This window comes from Pseudomonas sp. NFIX28, assembly GCF_900107395.1.
Taxonomy (GTDB): domain Bacteria; phylum Pseudomonadota; class Gammaproteobacteria; order Pseudomonadales; family Pseudomonadaceae; genus Aquipseudomonas.
In genome coordinates, this window is sequence record NZ_FNPW01000013.1 from 163672 (window position 1) to 179929 (window position 16258).

Consider the following 16258-nt stretch of genomic DNA (forward strand, 5'->3'; position numbering starts at 1 on the left):
GCGTCGGCGAGAACGTTGCGAGCGTCCCGCCCGCGGCAGCGGCTACCGGCATTCAGACCGGCGCGCTCACCTTGGGCAGTGCCGCGCCACTCTCCAGCGCGCCCTCCTTCAAGCTTTGCACCTTGCACGCCTGGCTCAGGGTCAGTGCCTTGGTTTCCGGGGCCCAGGCCCAGGAGATCAGCGCACCCAGGGCAAGGATCGCGGCGAGGATGCCCATGGTCGGGCTGAGGCCGATCCCGGCCACGCTGACCGGCAGCAGGAAGGTGCTGATCGCCGACCCCAGCCGGCTGACCGCCGTGGCCAGGCCGATGCCGCTGGCGCGCACTTCAGTGGGAAAGTTCTCGGCCGGGAACACCCCCACCAGGTTGCTCACCGCCGACAGCACCAGGGTGAACACACCGAACACCAGCACCATCAACCAGGCCGCGCTGCCCGGCAGCACCGCCAGCAGCGACAACGCCAGCGCGAGAATGATGAACGAATTGATCAGGAAGCCACGGCGGGAAAACTTCACCGTGCACCAGATGCCGATCAGTGCGCCGAGGATCAGCAGCACATTCAGCATCAGCTCAGTGCCAAAACCTTCGGCCAGGCCCATCATCTGCAAAATCGACGGCAGGAAGGTGTAGATGGCGAAGTACGGCATGACGATGCAGACGAAGAACAGGCAGTTGAATGCCGTGCGCTTGCGGTATTCGCGGCTGAACAGCACCGCGTAGCCGGAGCGGGTTTCGCCGGAAGGCTCTTCATCGAGCACCACATTGGCGCCCAGGTGTTTCCTGACCACGGCCCGGGCTTCGGCGACCCGCCCCTGGTTGACCAGCCAGCGCGGCGACTCGGGGGTGCCGATACGGGCAATCAGGATCAACCCGGCCGGGATCGCCGATGACGCCAGCATCCAGCGCCAGGCATCGTCGCCGAGGCCGAGCATGGCGGTACCGGCAAAGGTCGCCGCCACATAACCGAAGGTCCAGACCACGCTGAACGAACCGAGCAGCACGCCCCGGTGCTTTTTGGGCGCGAACTCGGCGAGCATCGCATGGCCGACGCTGAAGTCGCCGCCCAGGCCGATGCCGATCAGGATCCGGCACAGCAGCAGGGCCATGGCGCTCTGCACATAGAACTGCATGACCGAGGCCAGGGTAATCAGCACGAAACTGATCAGGAAGATTTTCTGTCGCCCCAGGCGGTCGGAAATCCAGCCGAAGAACAGGCTGCCGAGAAACAGTCCGATCAACGCCGAAGCGCCGATCAGCCCCTGCCAGAAGGCATCGAGCTGCATCTGCGGGCTGAGCAAGGTAAAGGCAATGCCGATCAGGCCCAGGATATAGCCGTCGGTGAAATGCGCACCGAAGGTCAGGCCGGCGATCTTCAGGTGAAAGCGGCCGATGGGCAAATCGTCGATCTTGACGGATTGAGTGGTCATGTTCGTCTCCAGAATTATTGTTATTGACGAAGAAATGCAGCGGGCAGGCTCCCCGGTAGGAGCAGCCGGTCGGCGCTCGTTTGCTCGCGATTAACGCCAAGGCACCGCGGAGCTTCAGGTGCTCTGCGTTTGCGCTGAAGATTTATCGCGAGCAAGCTTCGCTCCTGCAGGGAACGCGGTGTGTCAGAGCCCACCCATCAGCAGGTATTTGATCTCCAGGTAATCGTCCAGGCCGTACTTCGAACCTTCACGGCCCAGGCCGGATTCCTTGATGCCGCCAAAGGGCGCGACCTCGGTGGAAATGATCCCTTCGTTGATCCCGACCATGCCCGCCTCCAGGCCTTCGGCCATGCGCCAGACCCGGCCGATGTCGCGGCTGTAGAAGTAGGCGGACAGGCCGAATGGCGTGTCATTGGCCCGTTGCAGCACCTCAGCCTCGTCCTTGAAGCGAAAACAGGCGGCCACCGGGCCGAAGGTTTCCTCCTGGGCGATCAGCATGTCGCTGCTGGCCTCGGTGAGCAGGGTCGGCTCAAAGAAGGTTCCGCCCAGGGCATGCCGACGACCGCCGCACAGCAGCCTGGCGCCCTTCTCCAAGGCATCGCCGACGTGCAGCTCGACCTTGGCCAGGGCGGCGGCATTGATCAGCGGCCCCTGCTCTGTCTCTCCGTCCAGTGCGCTGCCGACACGCATCGCCGCCACGGCTTCGGCCAGTTTTTCGGTGAAGGCCTGGTAGACGCCGTCCTGGATAAAGAAGCGGTTGACACAGACGCAGGTCTGCCCGGTGTTGCGGAATTTCGAAGCCATGGCGCCCTGTACCGCCGCGTCCAGGTCGGCGTCGTCGAAGACGATAAAGGGCGCATTGCCGCCCAGTTCCAGGGAGACTTTTTTCAAGGTGTCGGCGGCTTGGCGCATCAGCAGTTTGCCGGTGCGGGTCGAACCGGTGAACGACAGCTTGCGCACGATGCTCGAGGCTTGCAGCGCCCCGCCGATGGCCACGGCATCGCCGGACACGATGTTCAGCACCCCGGGTGGAATCCCCGCCTGCTCGGCCAGCACCGCCAGGGCGAAAGCCGACAGCGGCGTCTCTTCCGAAGGCTTGAGGACCAGGGTGCAGCCGGCCGCCAGGGCCGGGCCGACCTTGCGGGTGACCATGGCCAGGGGGAAGTTCCACGGGGTGATCGCCGCGACCACGCCGATGGCTTGCTTGGTCACGATGATTCGCGCGTCGGCCTTGTGGCTGGGGATCACATCGCCATAGGCGCGCTTGGCCTCTTCGCCGAACCACTCGAGAAAACTCGCCGCGTACACCACCTCGCCCATGGCTTCGGCCAGCGGCTTGCCCTGTTCGCGACTGAGCAAGGTGGCCAGCTCGCGCTGATTGCCCAGCATCAGCTCGCTCCAGCGTTTGAGGCGCTGGCTGCGCTCCTTGGCGGTGAGCTTGCGCCAGGCCGGCAAGGCCCGATTGGCGGCGTCGATGGCCAGCTCGGTTGCTTCAGCCCCGGCCTTCTGTACCTCGGCGATCAGTTCGCCATTGGCCGGGTTCAGCACCGGGTAGACGGGACCACCGCTGGACCATTGGCCGTCGATGTAGTTGCCATTGCGGATCAGCGTGCTCATGCCACGGCCTCGGTCAGGGTAAAGCGCTCCAGGCCCGGGCGGGCGGTGCGCAGGATACGTTTGCCGGCGGTGTAATCGTTGATCACATCGCACGGCGTGTAGTTGCGTTCCAGCTCGTGCAGCTCTTCGGCATCCAGGCGGGTTTCCAGGGCCGCCAGGGCGCTGTCGAATTGTTCGGTGGTGTCGGCGCCCACCAGCATGCAGTCCACGCCGGGGTGGTTGAGCACCCAGGCCTGGGCGATCTGCGCATTGCTCACACCGCGGGCCCGGGCCACGCGCTGCACCGAATGGGCGATCTCGAACGAGGCTTCGTCGCTGTACATCTGCTGGGTGAAAAAGTCGGTCTGGTTGCGGGTCGACTGCGCGTCGCCGGTAAGCAGGCCCCGGGCCAGCGGGCTGAACACCGAGACGCCCAGGCCCTGGTCGCGGCAGAACGGCAGCATCTCGCGCTCTTCTTCGCGGTAGGCGCAGTTCAGTTGCAGCTGCATGTTGATCGGCTTGACCCAACCATTGCGTTCGCAGGCCATGAGGATCTTCGCCAGCTGCCCGGTGAGCATGGTCGAGACGCCGATGTAGCGCGCCTTGCCGGAACGCACGATGTCGTGCAGGGCGTTCATGGTCTCTTCCACCGGCGTGTTCAGGTCGAAGTAATGCAGCATGAAGACGTCGACGTAATCCATGTCCAGGCGCTTCAGGGAGGCGTCGATGCTGTCCATGATGTGCTTGCGCGAATGGCCGCTGGCGTTGATGCCACCGCGGGTGCCATAGCCGACCTTGGTGGTGATCACCAGGTCTTCACGGCGGGCCAGGCGCTTGACGATGCGCCCCACCACTTCCTCGCCGACCCCGGCGGAATAGAAGTCCGCCAAATCGATGAAATTCACCCCGTTGTCCAGGGCATGGCGCACGATCGGCTCGCTTTGCTGCTCGTTGAAGATCCATGGTTTCCAGTCCGGGGTGCCCATGTTCATGGTGCCCAGGCACAGGCGGGAAACCTGCAGGCCGGAGTTGCCCAAACGAATGTATTGCATGCTGCGATCCTCAGGCTTTGGGGGTGTAGAACGGGTTGCTGATCTGGCCGACCACGTCGGCCAATTGCGCGCGCTCGGGCTTGCCGGCCAGGGCCGCGCGGATCGCCGTGCGGCAGGCGTTGTAGTTGTTCAGGTACACCGCATCCAGGTCATCGCAGGCCGGGTTGACCCAGTTGGCGGTGACGATGGCCCACTCATCCTCGGCTTCCTTGGGCAGGGTGCCGTCGAGCAGCGCTTCGAGCACCGCCTTGGCGATGCCGGCCTGGGAGGCGCCCCAGGTGGCGTTGCCGTGCAGCTCGCTGCCAATGGCCGCCTTGTTGACATACAGGGTCATCGGCTTGACCGGGATATTCGGCTGGGCGATCACCATGAACGGGCAATGCCCCTGGCTGGGCGACGCCAGGCTGTTGGCGAACGCCTGTCCGGCCGGACCGTTGCGCGGGCCGATGAGGATGTTGATGTGCGCGGCGTTCACGCCCGGGCCTTCGAAACCTTCACCGATATAGAGGTCGAGTTCTTTCATGGGGTAGCTACTCCTGGGGCGCAGAGGGATGAGTCGAGGCGATCGGCAACGCATGCAGCGCAAGGCAGCGGCGTGGCCGGGATGAGAGAACGAAGGAGCACGGCGCACGGCTGGCGCGGGCGAGACAGAAACGAGGTGGGGTCATGGCGCAAACGCTCTTTGTTGTTATGGATGAGCGGGTGTTTGCGCTTTTTTAGCACCGCCCTGGAGGCGGCCTGTAACCATTAAAAATCATGGGGCCATGAGCTTTAGTCATACCCCTGAGCGACTGCCCCACGCAGCCGCCCATGCTGGATGCGACCGCCACTTGCCTGGGTGGGCGAAGACGGCCTTGCACACCTCGTCGCTGGCGAGTCGGCGTTAAAGCCCCGAAGGGATCAGAGCGGACTGCGCGGCAAGGCGCGTTTGTGGGCGCTGCGCTGGTAGGCGGTTTCGATCAGCTGGCGCACGGCGGCAGGCACCGGCTCGCCCATCAGGTAGGCGTCGATTTCGGCGTAGCTGCAGCCATAAGCCGTTTCATCCAGCTTGCCCGGCGCCAGTTCTTCCAGATCCGCCGTGGGCGCCTTGTGCACCAGGTACTGTGGCGCATCGAGCGCATCGGCCAACAGGCGCACCTGGGTCTTGCTCAAGCCCGACAGCGGGGCAAGGTCGCAGGCGCCGTCGCCGTATTTGGTGAAGAACCCCATCAGCGCCTCCGCAGCGTGATCGGTGCCGACCACCAGGCCGTTGCTGAAGTTGGCGATCGCGTACTGCGCCAACATCCGCGCCCGGGCCTTGACGTTGCCCTTGACGAAATCCGTGAGCGCCGCCGAAGGCTGCGGGCCATCGAGCCGCAGCTGGCCCATCAGGCCGTCGACGCTGTCGGCAATGTTGCAGGTGCTGATTTCATCGGGGCGGATAAAGTCCAGGGAAGCCTGGGCATCGCTTTCGTCAGCCTGGCTTTTATAGGGCAGGCGCATGGCGATGAATCGGGCATCGCGCCCTGCCCCGCGCATCTGCTCCACTGCCAGCTGGCACAAGCGGCCTGCGAGCAGGGAGTCGACACCGCCACTGATGCCCAGCACCAGGGCCCGGCAGCCGGACTCGTGCAGCACTCGCTGGATGAATTGCACGCGCCGGGCGATTTCCGCCGCCTCGCCACCGCGTGCCAGTTGCCGGTCGATGCCCAGTTCCCGGGCAATGCATTCTTGGGTCCGGTCGATCATTTCAAGCCTCCAGGGGCGAATGGGCCAGGTTGACGTTGAACACTTGCGCCGCGTACCTGAGGAACGACGGGTCTTCGCAGACGTTCTTGATCGGGTCATCGGAGAACTTCACCACCGGCTCGCCGTGGACCCGCACCAGCTTCATCACAATGCTCAGCGGCTCGACGCCTTCGACGTCGCAGGCCAGGCTGGTGCCCATGCCGAAGCCGAATTTGGCCTGGCCACGCACGTGGCGCAGGATCGGCAGGCATTTCTCGAAGTTCAGGCCGTCGGAGAACATCAGGTCCTTGGTCCGCGGGTCGATGCCCAGTTGCCGGTAGCGGGCCAGGACCTGGTCGGCCCAGACGATCGGGTCGCCGGAGTCCTGGCGCAGGCCGTCGTAGAGCTTGGCGAAATACAGGTCGAAATCCTTGAGGAAGAACTCGGTGCTGATGCAGTCGGTCAGGGCGATGCCCAGGCGGCCACGGTATTCGCGCACCCAGTTTTCCAGGGCGCTGTTCTGGCTCTCGCGCAGTCGTCCCAATTGCTGGTGCACCATCAGCCATTGGTGGGCCATGGTGCCAATCAGCGGCAGATCGAACTCGTAGGCCAGGTGAGCATTGCTGGTGCCGACAAACACGCCGGGAAAGTCGCTGCGCATGATCTTCACCACTTCGCGCTGGGCCTTGAACGACAGGCGCCGACGCGTGGAAAAGTCCGAGACGCGCAGATCGGCGAGTTCTTCGCGGCTGGCGTTTTTCTCCAGCCATTCGAACTTCTGATAGAGCCGGCGAGTGACGTCCGCCACCTCCACCTCCGGGTACCTGTCGCGGTTGCGCAACTCACTGACCATCGCCAGCACCGGCTGCTCGAACATGATGCAGTGCAACATCGGGCCACGGACGCGGATACTCAGCTGGCCATCGACCGCCGCCACATGGATGTAGCGCAGGTTGAAGCGGAACAGGCCGAGGAACTGCTCGAAATCCGGAGTCAGGTATTCGCGAAAACGCTTGTTGAACAAGAAGCGCTGCTCGCCTTCGCGCATTTGCAGGCCGGCGAGCTTTTCCAGCTCCTGGCGGATCTCCGGGATCAGATGCACCAGCGACTCCCTGGACCGGACGATGAACTGGTATTCCACATCGACATTGGGGTGCTGGTGCAGCACCGCCTGCATCATGGTGAAGGTGTAGTAATCGGTGTCCAGCAGGCTCTGGATCACACCGTTGTCGCGGTCAAATGCACTTTCCATGGTGACTCCTCAAATCCTGGCCAATTGGGCGGTGGCTTCCCGGGTCGCGGCCACCGCGATACCCGCTTGCTGCATGTCCTCGATCGCCTGGGCGGCGCCCGCCGCGCTGATGGCGCGACATGCCGGCAGGTGGACGATTACCTGCAAGCCCGCGGCAGCCAGTTGCAGGGCGGTGGTCTTGACGCAGAAATCCAGGGCCAGGCCACCCACGATGACCCTTTGCACACCCCGACTGGCGAGGTACTCGATGACCCCGGTGGACAGCTTGCCGCGCAGGTCGTGGTAGCAAGCGCCGTAGGGGTGCAGTTCCAGCTCCACGCCCTTCCACACGAAGTAGTCGTAGTCATGGGGCGCGGGCAATTCATCCAGCAGCTTGAAGCCCTCGGTGCCCGGTACGCAGTGGCTGACCCAGGTCAGGTCGGCATGTTCCAGGCCGGTGGGCTGGAGCATTTGCCCAGGCTCGGCGACCACCCAGGGCGCCTGGGGGCTGTGGGCGTCCTTGCTGCCGATGCGCAGGCTGGCCAGGCTCGCCATGAAATTCAGCTCACCACCGATGCGGTCGCCCTCGGCCACGGGCAGCTCATCGGGGCACAGCGGGGTGAAGCTCTTTTGCGCATCGACATCGAAGGAAGCGGTGATCATCGTTTGGCTGTTCATGCGGGGTCTCTCCTTTGCATGAAGCACAAAGTACACGTCATGTACTTACAAAGCAATCCATTAGCCTTGTTTTTATTTCGCCAGCCAAACAAACACATCCAGATGCAGCTTATGAAAAGGCTGTTTCCCCGAACGCAAAAGCGATGATAAGGTACATGTCATGTACTCAAAGAGGAGAAACAGATGTTTGAACTGGCCCTCTACGGCGGAGCGTTCAACCCACCCCACGCCGGCCATGCCCGGGTGATGCTCGAAGCCGCCCGCCACGCCCGGCGCGTGCTGGTGGTTCCCAGCTTTCGCCATCCGGACGGCAAGCAGATGGTCGACTTCGAGCTGCGGGTGAACTGGTTGCAGGCGATCACCCAATGCCTGCAACCGGAGTGCCCCGCCGAACTGGCGGTGAGCCGCCTGGAGCAGCAAGTGGCCCTGGCAGACCCCGCTCCGGTCTACAGCTACACCTTGCTGCGGCGCCTGGCGGACGACCTGGCCCTGGACGGCAAGCGCATCGCCCTGGTGGTGGGCGACGACGTGGCGCGCCAGTTGTCCGGGTTCCATCGCGGCGAGGAGCTGCTGCGGCGCTTCTCCATCCTGCGGATCGACGAACAGCCGGGGGTGCGCAGCAGCGTGTTGCGCCAATGCCTGGCCCGCGGCGAAACACCGCCAGATCGGTGGCTGGCACCGGGGATGAATCCGCTAAACTACGGCCTCTATGCCGTCCACGGAAGTTGATATGCCCGACCGCCCTCTCCCCCCCAGCGCCTACCTGCACACCATCGACCTGTGCCTGCTGCGCTATAACCGCGAACGCTCCGAGCTGGAAATCCTCCTGTATCAACGCGACAGCGAGCCTTTCGCCGGGCACTGGGCGCTGCCAGGCATCGTGGTCAACGGCGATGTCGAGGACCGCAGCCTGAATGATGCAGTGGAACGTCTGCGGCGCTCGAGCAAGGTGGGCATGCCCCTGGCCTGGCTGGAACAAGTGGGCACGGTCGGCGACGCCTTTCGCGATCCGCGCTGCTGGTCGTCCTCGACCTTTTATCTTGGGATCGTCAGCGAACCGGTGGAGCCCGGCCCGCAGCAGGGTTTCTTTGCCCTCGGCGACGTGGCCGGCGGCAGCTTCAAGCTGCCCTTCGACCACAACAGCCTGGTGGCCCAGGTGCACGAGCGGCTGTTTTCCAAGTCCCTGTACAGCAGCCTGCCGCTGATGTTTCTCGGCAACGAGTTCAGCGCCCCCGAAGCGGTGGACATTTTCTCCCGGGTGCTGCAACGGCCGGTGCTCAAGACCAGCATCCGCCAGCGCCTGCTGAAGATGAGCGAAGCCGGTTACCTGCGCGAAACCGGACGCAAGAAAAGCGGCGACGGCGGCCGGCCGCAAGCCACCATGGAAAATCTCAAGCTCGCCGAGCTGTACCTGTTCGATCGTTGTTTTCTGGAGTGATACCCATGAGTTCCCCCGCCGATAACCAGTGCCTGCTGCAAACCCCGTATTTCAAGGTGGTCCGCGAGCAAGGCTACTTCATCATCAAGGAACCCCAGGCGGTGAACGGCGTGGTGGCCGTACCGACCCTGGCCGATGGCCGGCTGATGCTGGTCAATCTCAGGCGCCGGGCTATCGGCGGCCAGTCCATCGAGTTTCCCCGGGGCAGCATCGATGCCGGGGAACGTGCCGTGGATGCCGCAGCCCGCGAATTGCTGGAGGAAACCGGCTGGCAGGCGTCGCACGTTCGCGAACTGGGCCTGCTGCACAGCAATACGTCGCTGATCGCCAGCGCGGTGGCGGTGTACCAGGTAGAGATTGCCGAGCAACAGGCGGCCACCACCGATGGCGAAGTGGACGATCTGCTGTGGGTCAGTCGCCAGGAATTGATGAGGATGATCGCAGCAGGCCGGATCACCGACGGCCATACCTTGTCGGCGGCGATGATGCTGCTGGCCAGCGAGTCGGTCTAACGTCCCCACTTCTCCAGCGCAAACTCGACGAAACTGCGCAGCTTGGGCAGGCGATAACGGTCCTGGGCATACAGCAGGTGCATCGCCCGCCAGGGCAATTGATAGTCCTGCAGCAAAGGCACCAGCCGGCCCTGCTGCAAGTCTTCCTCCACCAAGGCATCGGGCATCATCACCACGCCCAGGCCGCCCCGCGCCGCACGGTGCAGGCCTGACGAGGTGTTGGTCAGCAGCGAACCGGACACCGGAATCAGCACGTCCCCCTCAGGGCCGCTCAGGGGCCATTGGGTCGCGGTGGAGCTCCATTCGTCACCGGCCGGATAGGCGAACGCCAGGCAATTGTGGTGCCGCAGGTCTTCCGGGACTTGCGGCGTGCCACAGCGCGCCAGGTAGTCCGGCGCGGCGCAGATGGTCAGGGTGTAATCCTCCAGGGGCCGGGCGATCAGCGACGAGTTGTCCAGGCTGCCCAGGCGAAAAGCCAAGTCGAAGGCGCCGTCGATCAGGTCGAAGCGCTGGTTGGCCAGGGTCAGTTCCACCTTGACCAGCGGGCAGCGCTGCTGGAACTCGCTCAGGGCCGGGGCCAGGCGTTCGGTGCCGAAGGTCAGCGGCGCGGTGATGCGCAGGGTGCCAGACGGCTCGCCCTGGACCTGTTCCGCCATGCGTTCGGAGTCCGCCACCAGCCCCAGCACCGCCAGGCAACGCTGGTAATACTCGGCGCCGAACTCGGTCAGGCGCTGGCGCCTTGTGGTGCGGCTGAGCAGACTGACCCCGAGGCGCTGCTCCAGCGCCCGCAAATGATTGCCGACCATGGTGGTAGACAAACCGCACTCGCGGGCGGCGGCAGTCATGTTCCCTGCCTCCACCACCTTCACGTACACCGACATCGCCTGGAACAAATCCATTATCAACCCTGACTTGAAGATGATTAAAGAATTGACGAGTTTATCTAGCACAGGTGGCTAACGATACTGCCAGGCACACCCCCTGGATGGAGCGACCCGTCATGACCGCCAATTGCCTGATGAGCACCTATCAACCCCTGCCTTTGAGCTTTACCCGCGGCCTGGGCACGCGACTCTGGGACCAGGCGGGCCGCGAATACCTGGATGCGGTGGCCGGTGTCGCGGTGACGGGCGTCGGTCATTCCCACCCCAGGCTGGTCAGCGTGATCAGCGAACAGGCCGGCCTGCTGCTGCACACATCCAACCTGTACGGCATCGACTGGCAGCAGCAACTGGCACAACGGCTGACCCGACTGGCCGGCATGGAGCGGGCGTTCTTCAACAATTCCGGGGCCGAAGCCAACGAGACGGCGCTGAAACTGGCCCGGCTGCACGGCTGGCACAAGGGCATCGACCAGCCGCTGGTGATTGTCATGGAGCACGCCTTCCACGGCCGCACCCTGGGCACCCTGGCGGCCAGCGACGGGCCGGCAGTGCGCCTGGGCCTCCAGGCACTGCCAGGGGATTTCCTCAAGGTGCCCTTCGGCGACCTGGCCGCCCTGGAGCGCGCGGCACTGGCCCACGGCCCGCGCATCGCCGCGGTGCTGATGGAGCCGATCCAGGGTGAAAGTGGTATCCGCCTGGCACCGCCCGGCTATCTGCCAGCCGTGCGCGAGCTGTGCAGCCGGCGCAACTGGTTGCTGATGCTCGACGAGATCCAGACCGGCATCGGCCGCACCGGCCAGTGGTTCGCCTGCCAGCACGAAGGCGTGGTCCCGGACGTGATGACCCTGGCCAAGGGCCTGGGCAACGGCATCCCCATCGGCGCCTGCCTGGCCCGGGGCAAGGCCGCGCAACTGTTCACCCCCGGCAGCCACGGCAGCACCTTCGGCGGCAACCCGCTGGCCTGCCGGGTGGCCTGCACCGTGCTGGAGATCATCGAGGAACAGGGCTTGTTGGCCAACGCCAGGCGCCAGGGCGAACACCTGCTGCAACGCTTGCGGGTGGAGTTGGCCGATCACCCGCAGGTCCTGCAGGTGCGCGGGCTGGGGTTGATGATCGGCATCGAGCTCAAGACCCCGCAGCGCGACCTGGCGCTAAAGGCGGCGCTGGATCACGGCCTGCTGATCAATGTGACCCGGGGCACCACCATCCGCCTGCTGCCACCGCTGATCATCGATGAACGGGAAGTCGAGATGATCGTGCGCGGGGTCAGCCGGACACTGCACAGCACGGCGGCCGATGCTGTGCAAGCGCCCAGAGAACGGGCGGTGTCGTAAGTAGGAGCCCGCTGGCAAGGGGCGGGTAGAACGCTATCGCAAGCTCGCTCCTGCGGGGCAAATGCCCTTCCAGGGGGCGGGCTTGCTCGCCAATCGCCAGGCTCAGTCGTCCAACGGCTTGGGCGGCGCGGCAGGCTTGCCCGACTTGGTGGCCTTGCCGGCATTGGCCGCCTTGACCTCCGAGACCGAGGGAGGCGTCGGCACCGTGGCTTCCTTTTCCGCCGCCGGCAGTTGGTCGATGGCGCTGAACAGTTCCTTGAGCTCAATGGCCCCGGAATGCTCGAGCTTCTTCTCCCCGTCCTTGCCCACCAGGATCACCTTGGTCTGCGCCCCCGCGCCAAGCTTCAGGCTGCGGATCAGCGCCATGGTCGATTGCGGGTCCAGGTCCTTGCCGTCGCGTTGGCCAATGGTGTTGATCACCGTGTAGAGCACCATGTTGCGTTCGTTGAAGGCCTGGCGGTTGGCCGGCTCGTCGAGGGACTTCTTCAGCGCCACCAGTGCCGGGTCCACGGTGCTGGGGGCAATGACGATCAGCGGCCGCGCCTTGCCCTGATCCTGGGCCAAGGGGCCTTCGTTGTCGGCCGCCATTGCGGGGCCGACGACAGCGAGCAGCGTTGCGAGGGTCAATGACCGAATGAACATGCGTCTCTCCTTTGGATATCCACGCTCTAATGATTGCGCATCAGGGCAAAAGGTCCAGACCCGGACTCAAATTCTGACATTTTCCCCGAGCCGTCCCCCGCCGCCCGCGGCTGGGTCAACCGCGATCCAGGCTCGTCTTCACCGCTCCCGTCGGGGGCTCGAATAATCGTCGCCGCTGGCCGAACCGCCTGATTCGGCATGATCGACCCGCCTTGGCGCCCATGACAACCGGCATGGCCTATGCCGTTCTGGCATGGCGCCATACCAATTCGTCATCATTTTCGCCGCGGCGGCGTGATAGCCTTCGTCCCGGCCATAACAAGACTGCCCGCTTGGTTTGCTCGACCGGTGCGGCGTCATCCGCCGTTTCATACCCGCTTGTTTCGTCTTCATCTGCCCAGGTTTTCGCAGCGCACCTTGCACACAGGCTCGCTGGAGGACCGATTGCATTTTTGACTCGACGCTATCGTCGGCATCTCTTTTACCTCCTTCCGGGAGTTCGTATGTCCAGGCTGTCTCATCAAGATTTACGCCGTAGTTTCCGCGAGTTGATCGCTTCAGACTCCTGCTTTCACACCGCCTCCGTGTTCGACCCGATGTCGGCGCGGATCGCCGCCGACCTGGGGTTCGAAGTCGGCATTCTCGGCGGTTCCGTCGCCTCGCTGCAGGTACTGGCCGCACCCGATTTTGCCCTGATCACCCTGAGCGAATTCGCCGAGCAGGCCACGCGCATCGGCCGCGTTGCCCAGCTGCCGGTGATCGCCGACGCCGACCACGGCTATGGCAACGCGCTCAATGTGATGCGCACCGTGGTCGAGCTGGAACGCGCCGGCGTCGCCGCCCTGACCATCGAAGACACCCTGCTGCCAGCCCAGTTCGGGCGCAAATCCACCGACCTGATCTCGGTCGCCGAAGGCGTGGGCAAGATCCGCGCGGCACTGGAAGCGCGGGTCGACCCGGAACTGGCGATCATTGCCCGGACCAACGCGGCGGTCCTGCCGATCCAGGAAATCATCAGCCGCACCCAGCAATACGAGCGCGCCGGCGCCGATGGCATCTGCATGGTCGGGGTCAAGGATTTCGAGCAGCTGGAGCAGATTTCCGAGCACCTGTCGGTGCCCTTGATGCTGGTGACCTACGGCAACCCGGCGCTGCGCGACGATGCGCGCCTGGCCCAGCTGGGCGCGAAGATCATCGTCGACGGCCACGCGGCATACTTCGCGGCGATCAAGGCCACCTACGATTGCCTGCGCGAGCAACGCCAGATCTTCACCCAGGCCTCGGACCTCAGCGCCACCGAGCTGGCCCATACCTACACCCAGCCCGAGGACTACATTGTCTGGGCCAAAGAGTTCATGAGCGTCAAAGAGTGAGCCGCTAGCTCACCCTTGCGATCACCGAGGACCTCGAGGTCCTGGGTGGTCGAAAGCCGCTGCGCTTGACCTTGCGTTTCTCGCTTCGCCCTTCCTGCTTCGCCCTTCCCGCTCGGCTGCCTACGCCTCCGCCTTGTTCAACGCATCGTCGACACTGTCGAGGATCTGCCCGATGGTCCAGGGTTTGCGAATGAACGACACGGGGTAGCGGATACCGGAACTCTGCGGCGTCTCGTAGCCGGACATCACCAGCACCGGCATGCGCGGCCAGCGCTCGCGCACCCGGTTGGCCAGGCCCGCGCCATTCAAGGAGCCCGGCATGTTGATGTCGGTCAGCAACAGGCGCACCTGCCCGGGGTGGCTTTCCAGGAACCGCAGCGCCTCGTCCGCGCTGAGCATGGCCTGGGTGGCGAAACCCTCGTCCTGCAGGATTTCGCAGAGAAACTCCAGGATCGTCGGCTCGTCCTCGACCACCAGCAGCAAACGATCGGGCCGGCCTGGATTGACGGATGAAACTGGACTCATGAGGATGCCGCTCCCTGACTGTGTACCCGACCCCGGCGCAATTACGCCACTTAGAGTTATGAGCAGTACCCGGCCGATAAATTCATTCAGCCCGTCGAGGTGCCGGACAAGACAGCCCGCATCCAGGGCGGCAGGTCCGATCCAACTTGATCGCTGTCGCCGGGCAGGCGCCTGGTTGCGTTGCCCGGCCATGTGAGTGGAGTGGACCGCGCTGAGCATAACCAAGGGCGATGCACGCCGCTTTCGCATCGAATCATCAGCTGTGAGAAAGTAGCGTGGCGGACGCACCGCACAGTCCCGCAGGCCTGTTTGCCTTCGCGCCGTGTAGCCCGGGAAAATGTTTTCCCGGCATCGCGCTTGCCGCTCACTATTCTTAAACCATGGGCCCGCATGGGCCGGTGGTCCCGCTTTCAAGGAATCCAGAATGCAACCAAGACACGTCATCAACGCTTCGGTCAGCCCCAAAGGCAGCCTGGAGACTTTGTCCCAACGTGAAGTACAACAACTCAGCGAAGCCGGTTCCGGCAGCATCTATGCCCTGTTCCGCCAGTGCGCCCTGGCCATCCTCAACACTGGCGCCCATGTCGATAACGCCAAGACCATCCTCGACGCCTACCAGGATTTCGAAGTCCGTATCCACCAGCAAGACCGTGGCGTGCGCCTGGAACTGCTGAACGCCCCGGCCGACGCCTTCGTCGATGGCGAGATGATCGCCAGCACCCGGGAAATGCTCTTCAGCGCCCTGCGCGACATCGTCTACACCGAAAGCGAGCTGGCCAGCCAGCGCATCGACCTGGAAAGTTCCCAGGGCATCACCGACTACGTTTTCCACCTGTTGCGCAACGCCCGCACCCTGCGCCCGGGCGTGGAGCCGAAGATGGTGGTGTGCTGGGGCGGCCACTCGATCAGCACCGAGGAATATCAATACACCAAGAAGGTCGGCCACGAGCTGGGCCTGCGCAAGCTGGACGTCTGCACCGGCTGCGGCCCGGGCGTGATGAAAGGCCCGATGAAGGGCGCGACCATTGCCCACGCCAAGCAGCGCATGAGCGGCAGCCGTTACCTGGGCCTCACAGAGCCGGGCATCATTGCCGCCGAGGCGCCGAACCCGATCGTCAACGAACTGGTGATCCTGCCGGACATCGAGAAGCGCCTGGAGGCCTTCGTCCGCGTCGGCCACGGCATCATCATCTTCCCGGGCGGCGCCGGTACCGCCGAGGAATTCCTCTACCTGCTGGGGATTCTCATGCACCCGGACAACCGCGACCTGCCGTTCCCGGTGATCCTCACCGGGCCGAAAAGCGCCGCGCCGTACCTGGAGCAACTGCACGCCTTCGTCGGCGCGACCCTGGGCGATGCGGCCCACAGCCTGTACCAGATCATCATCGACGACCCGGCCGAGGTCGCCCGGCAGATGACCGAGGGGCTAAAGGAGGTCAAGCAGTTCCGCCGCGAACGCAACGACGCCTTCCACTTCAACTGGCTGCTGAAAATCGACGAGGGCTTCCAGCGTCCGTTCGACCCGACCCACAGCAACATGTCCAGCTTGCAACTGAAGCAGGGGCTGCCGTCCCACGAACTGGCGGCCAACCTGCGCCGCGCCTTCTCCGGCATCGTCGCCGGCAACGTCAAGGACAAGGGCATCCGCCTGATCGAGAAGAACGGCCCGTACGAAATCCACGGCGACACCGCGATCATGCAGCCGCTGGACCGCCTGCTCAAATCCTTCGTCCAGCAGCACCGGATGAAACTGCCGGGCGGCGCGGCCTATGTGCCGTGCTACCGAGTGGTGAGCTGACAACCCGCTAACAGCCGCCCCGGTGCAATGCCGGGGCGGCTGGCGGCTGCGCGCAAGAATCC

The 16258-nt window shown here is 64.3% G+C and carries 16 protein-coding genes; 6 read left to right on the top strand and 10 right to left on the bottom strand.

The window, feature by feature from the left end:
* Positions 1-52: 52 nt before the first annotated feature.
* The 7 genes from BLV20_RS23075 to BLV20_RS23105 form a co-directional block, all read right to left on the bottom strand.
* Positions 53-1426: an MFS transporter gene (locus tag BLV20_RS23075; protein WP_092304758.1), complete on the bottom strand. Its 1374-nt coding sequence runs from the start codon at positions 1424-1426 to the stop codon at positions 53-55.
* 183 nt (positions 1427-1609) lie between these two features.
* Positions 1610-3043 (bottom strand): NAD-dependent succinate-semialdehyde dehydrogenase, encoded by a 1434-nt coding sequence (locus BLV20_RS23080; RefSeq protein ID WP_092304759.1) that lies wholly within the window; start codon positions 3041-3043, stop codon positions 1610-1612.
* Complete coding sequence (locus BLV20_RS23085) at positions 3040-4074, bottom strand: aldo/keto reductase (protein WP_092304760.1); 1035 nt, start codon at positions 4072-4074, stop codon at positions 3040-3042. The genes BLV20_RS23080 and BLV20_RS23085 overlap by 4 nt, the downstream gene beginning before the upstream one ends.
* 10 nt (positions 4075-4084) lie before the next feature.
* The gene (fae, locus tag BLV20_RS23090) at positions 4085-4597 is read right to left on the bottom strand and encodes a formaldehyde-activating enzyme (protein WP_092304761.1); all 513 of its coding nucleotides are present in this window, start codon (positions 4595-4597) and stop codon (positions 4085-4087) included.
* Positions 4598-4974: 377 nt separating this feature from the next.
* Positions 4975-5802 carry an ammonia-dependent NAD(+) synthetase gene (gene nadE, locus BLV20_RS23095; RefSeq protein WP_092304762.1) on the bottom strand — a complete coding sequence of 276 codons (828 nt, stop codon included), beginning with the start codon at positions 5800-5802 and terminating at the stop codon, positions 4975-4977.
* A 1-nt stretch (position 5803) separates the two neighbouring features.
* Positions 5804-7033, bottom strand: coding sequence for a nicotinate phosphoribosyltransferase (pncB, locus tag BLV20_RS23100; RefSeq protein WP_092304763.1), 1230 nt, complete (start codon positions 7031-7033; stop codon positions 5804-5806).
* A 9-nt stretch (positions 7034-7042) separates the two neighbouring features.
* A complete protein-coding gene (locus BLV20_RS23105; protein ID WP_092304764.1) occupies positions 7043-7690 on the bottom strand; it encodes an isochorismatase family protein in 648 nt (215 codons plus the stop codon).
* Positions 7691-7873: 183 nt separating this feature from the next.
* Here BLV20_RS23105 and BLV20_RS23110 point away from each other — a divergent pair, with 183 nt between their 5' ends.
* Genes BLV20_RS23110 through BLV20_RS23120 form a run of 3 tightly spaced genes read left to right on the top strand, consistent with a single transcriptional unit; the run spans position 7874 to position 9640 of the window.
* Entirely contained in the window at positions 7874-8419 is a 546-nt protein-coding gene (locus tag BLV20_RS23110) for an adenylyltransferase/cytidyltransferase family protein (protein WP_092304765.1), read from the top strand.
* Between the two features lies 1 nt (position 8420).
* Positions 8421-9128, top strand: coding sequence for an NUDIX hydrolase (locus BLV20_RS23115; protein WP_092304766.1), 708 nt, complete (start codon positions 8421-8423; stop codon positions 9126-9128).
* 5 nt (positions 9129-9133) lie between these two features.
* Positions 9134-9640, top strand: coding sequence for an NUDIX hydrolase (locus BLV20_RS23120; protein ID WP_092304767.1), 507 nt, complete (start codon positions 9134-9136; stop codon positions 9638-9640).
* Here BLV20_RS23120 and BLV20_RS23125 read toward each other — a convergent pair.
* Positions 9637-10539: a LysR family transcriptional regulator gene (locus BLV20_RS23125; RefSeq protein ID WP_092304768.1), complete on the bottom strand. Its 903-nt coding sequence runs from the start codon at positions 10537-10539 to the stop codon at positions 9637-9639. The two genes, BLV20_RS23120 and BLV20_RS23125, sit on opposite strands and share 4 nt — an antisense overlap.
* 101 nt (positions 10540-10640) lie before the next feature.
* On the opposite strand from BLV20_RS23125, the gene BLV20_RS23130 reads away from it, so the two are divergent.
* Entirely contained in the window at positions 10641-11858 is a 1218-nt protein-coding gene (locus BLV20_RS23130) for an aspartate aminotransferase family protein (RefSeq protein ID WP_092304769.1), read from the top strand.
* Between the two features lie 102 nt (positions 11859-11960).
* On the opposite strand, the gene BLV20_RS23135 is transcribed toward BLV20_RS23130, so the two are convergent.
* Entirely contained in the window at positions 11961-12500 is a 540-nt protein-coding gene (locus tag BLV20_RS23135; protein WP_092304770.1) for a DUF4174 domain-containing protein, read from the bottom strand.
* Positions 12501-13003: 503 nt separating this feature from the next.
* Here BLV20_RS23135 and BLV20_RS23140 point away from each other — a divergent pair.
* Complete coding sequence (locus tag BLV20_RS23140) at positions 13004-13873, top strand: isocitrate lyase/PEP mutase family protein (protein ID WP_092304771.1); 870 nt, start codon at positions 13004-13006, stop codon at positions 13871-13873.
* Positions 13874-13993: 120 nt separating this feature from the next.
* Here the strand turns inward: BLV20_RS23140 and BLV20_RS23145 are convergent, their stop codons facing one another.
* The gene (locus BLV20_RS23145; protein ID WP_092304772.1) at positions 13994-14398 is read right to left on the bottom strand and encodes a response regulator; all 405 of its coding nucleotides are present in this window, start codon (positions 14396-14398) and stop codon (positions 13994-13996) included.
* A 424-nt stretch (positions 14399-14822) separates the two neighbouring features.
* On the opposite strand from BLV20_RS23145, the gene ppnN reads away from it, so the two are divergent.
* On the top strand, positions 14823-16196 hold the full coding sequence (gene ppnN / locus BLV20_RS23150) for a nucleotide 5'-monophosphate nucleosidase PpnN (protein ID WP_092304773.1): 1374 nt from the start codon (positions 14823-14825) through the stop codon (positions 16194-16196).
* Positions 16197-16258: the final 62 nt, after the last annotated feature.

What these genes read in the sequence shown, in the direction of transcription:
- BLV20_RS23120 (WP_092304767.1), top strand. Translation starts at nt 9,134, where the DNA reads ATGAGTTCCCCCGCCGATAACCAGTGCCTGCTGCAAACCCCGTATTTC.
- BLV20_RS23125 (WP_092304768.1), bottom strand. Translation starts at nt 10,539, where the DNA reads ATGGATTTGTTCCAGGCGATGTCGGTGTACGTGAAGGTGGTGGAGGCA.
- BLV20_RS23105 (WP_092304764.1), bottom strand. Translation starts at nt 7,690, where the DNA reads ATGAACAGCCAAACGATGATCACCGCTTCCTTCGATGTCGATGCGCAA.
- BLV20_RS23085 (WP_092304760.1), bottom strand. Translation starts at nt 4,074, where the DNA reads ATGCAATACATTCGTTTGGGCAACTCCGGCCTGCAGGTTTCCCGCCTG.
- BLV20_RS23140 (WP_092304771.1), top strand. Translation starts at nt 13,004, where the DNA reads ATGTCCAGGCTGTCTCATCAAGATTTACGCCGTAGTTTCCGCGAGTTG.
- BLV20_RS23115 (WP_092304766.1), top strand. Translation starts at nt 8,421, where the DNA reads ATGCCCGACCGCCCTCTCCCCCCCAGCGCCTACCTGCACACCATCGAC.
- ppnN (WP_092304773.1), top strand. Translation starts at nt 14,823, where the DNA reads ATGCAACCAAGACACGTCATCAACGCTTCGGTCAGCCCCAAAGGCAGC.
- fae (WP_092304761.1), bottom strand. Translation starts at nt 4,597, where the DNA reads ATGAAAGAACTCGACCTCTATATCGGTGAAGGTTTCGAAGGCCCGGGC.
- nadE (WP_092304762.1), bottom strand. Translation starts at nt 5,802, where the DNA reads ATGATCGACCGGACCCAAGAATGCATTGCCCGGGAACTGGGCATCGAC.
- BLV20_RS23080 (WP_092304759.1), bottom strand. Translation starts at nt 3,043, where the DNA reads ATGAGCACGCTGATCCGCAATGGCAACTACATCGACGGCCAATGGTCC.
- BLV20_RS23145 (WP_092304772.1), bottom strand. Translation starts at nt 14,398, where the DNA reads ATGAGTCCAGTTTCATCCGTCAATCCAGGCCGGCCCGATCGTTTGCTG.
- BLV20_RS23075 (WP_092304758.1), bottom strand. Translation starts at nt 1,426, where the DNA reads ATGACCACTCAATCCGTCAAGATCGACGATTTGCCCATCGGCCGCTTT.
- BLV20_RS23130 (WP_092304769.1), top strand. Translation starts at nt 10,641, where the DNA reads ATGACCGCCAATTGCCTGATGAGCACCTATCAACCCCTGCCTTTGAGC.
- BLV20_RS23110 (WP_092304765.1), top strand. Translation starts at nt 7,874, where the DNA reads ATGTTTGAACTGGCCCTCTACGGCGGAGCGTTCAACCCACCCCACGCC.
- BLV20_RS23135 (WP_092304770.1), bottom strand. Translation starts at nt 12,500, where the DNA reads ATGTTCATTCGGTCATTGACCCTCGCAACGCTGCTCGCTGTCGTCGGC.
- pncB (WP_092304763.1), bottom strand. Translation starts at nt 7,033, where the DNA reads ATGGAAAGTGCATTTGACCGCGACAACGGTGTGATCCAGAGCCTGCTG.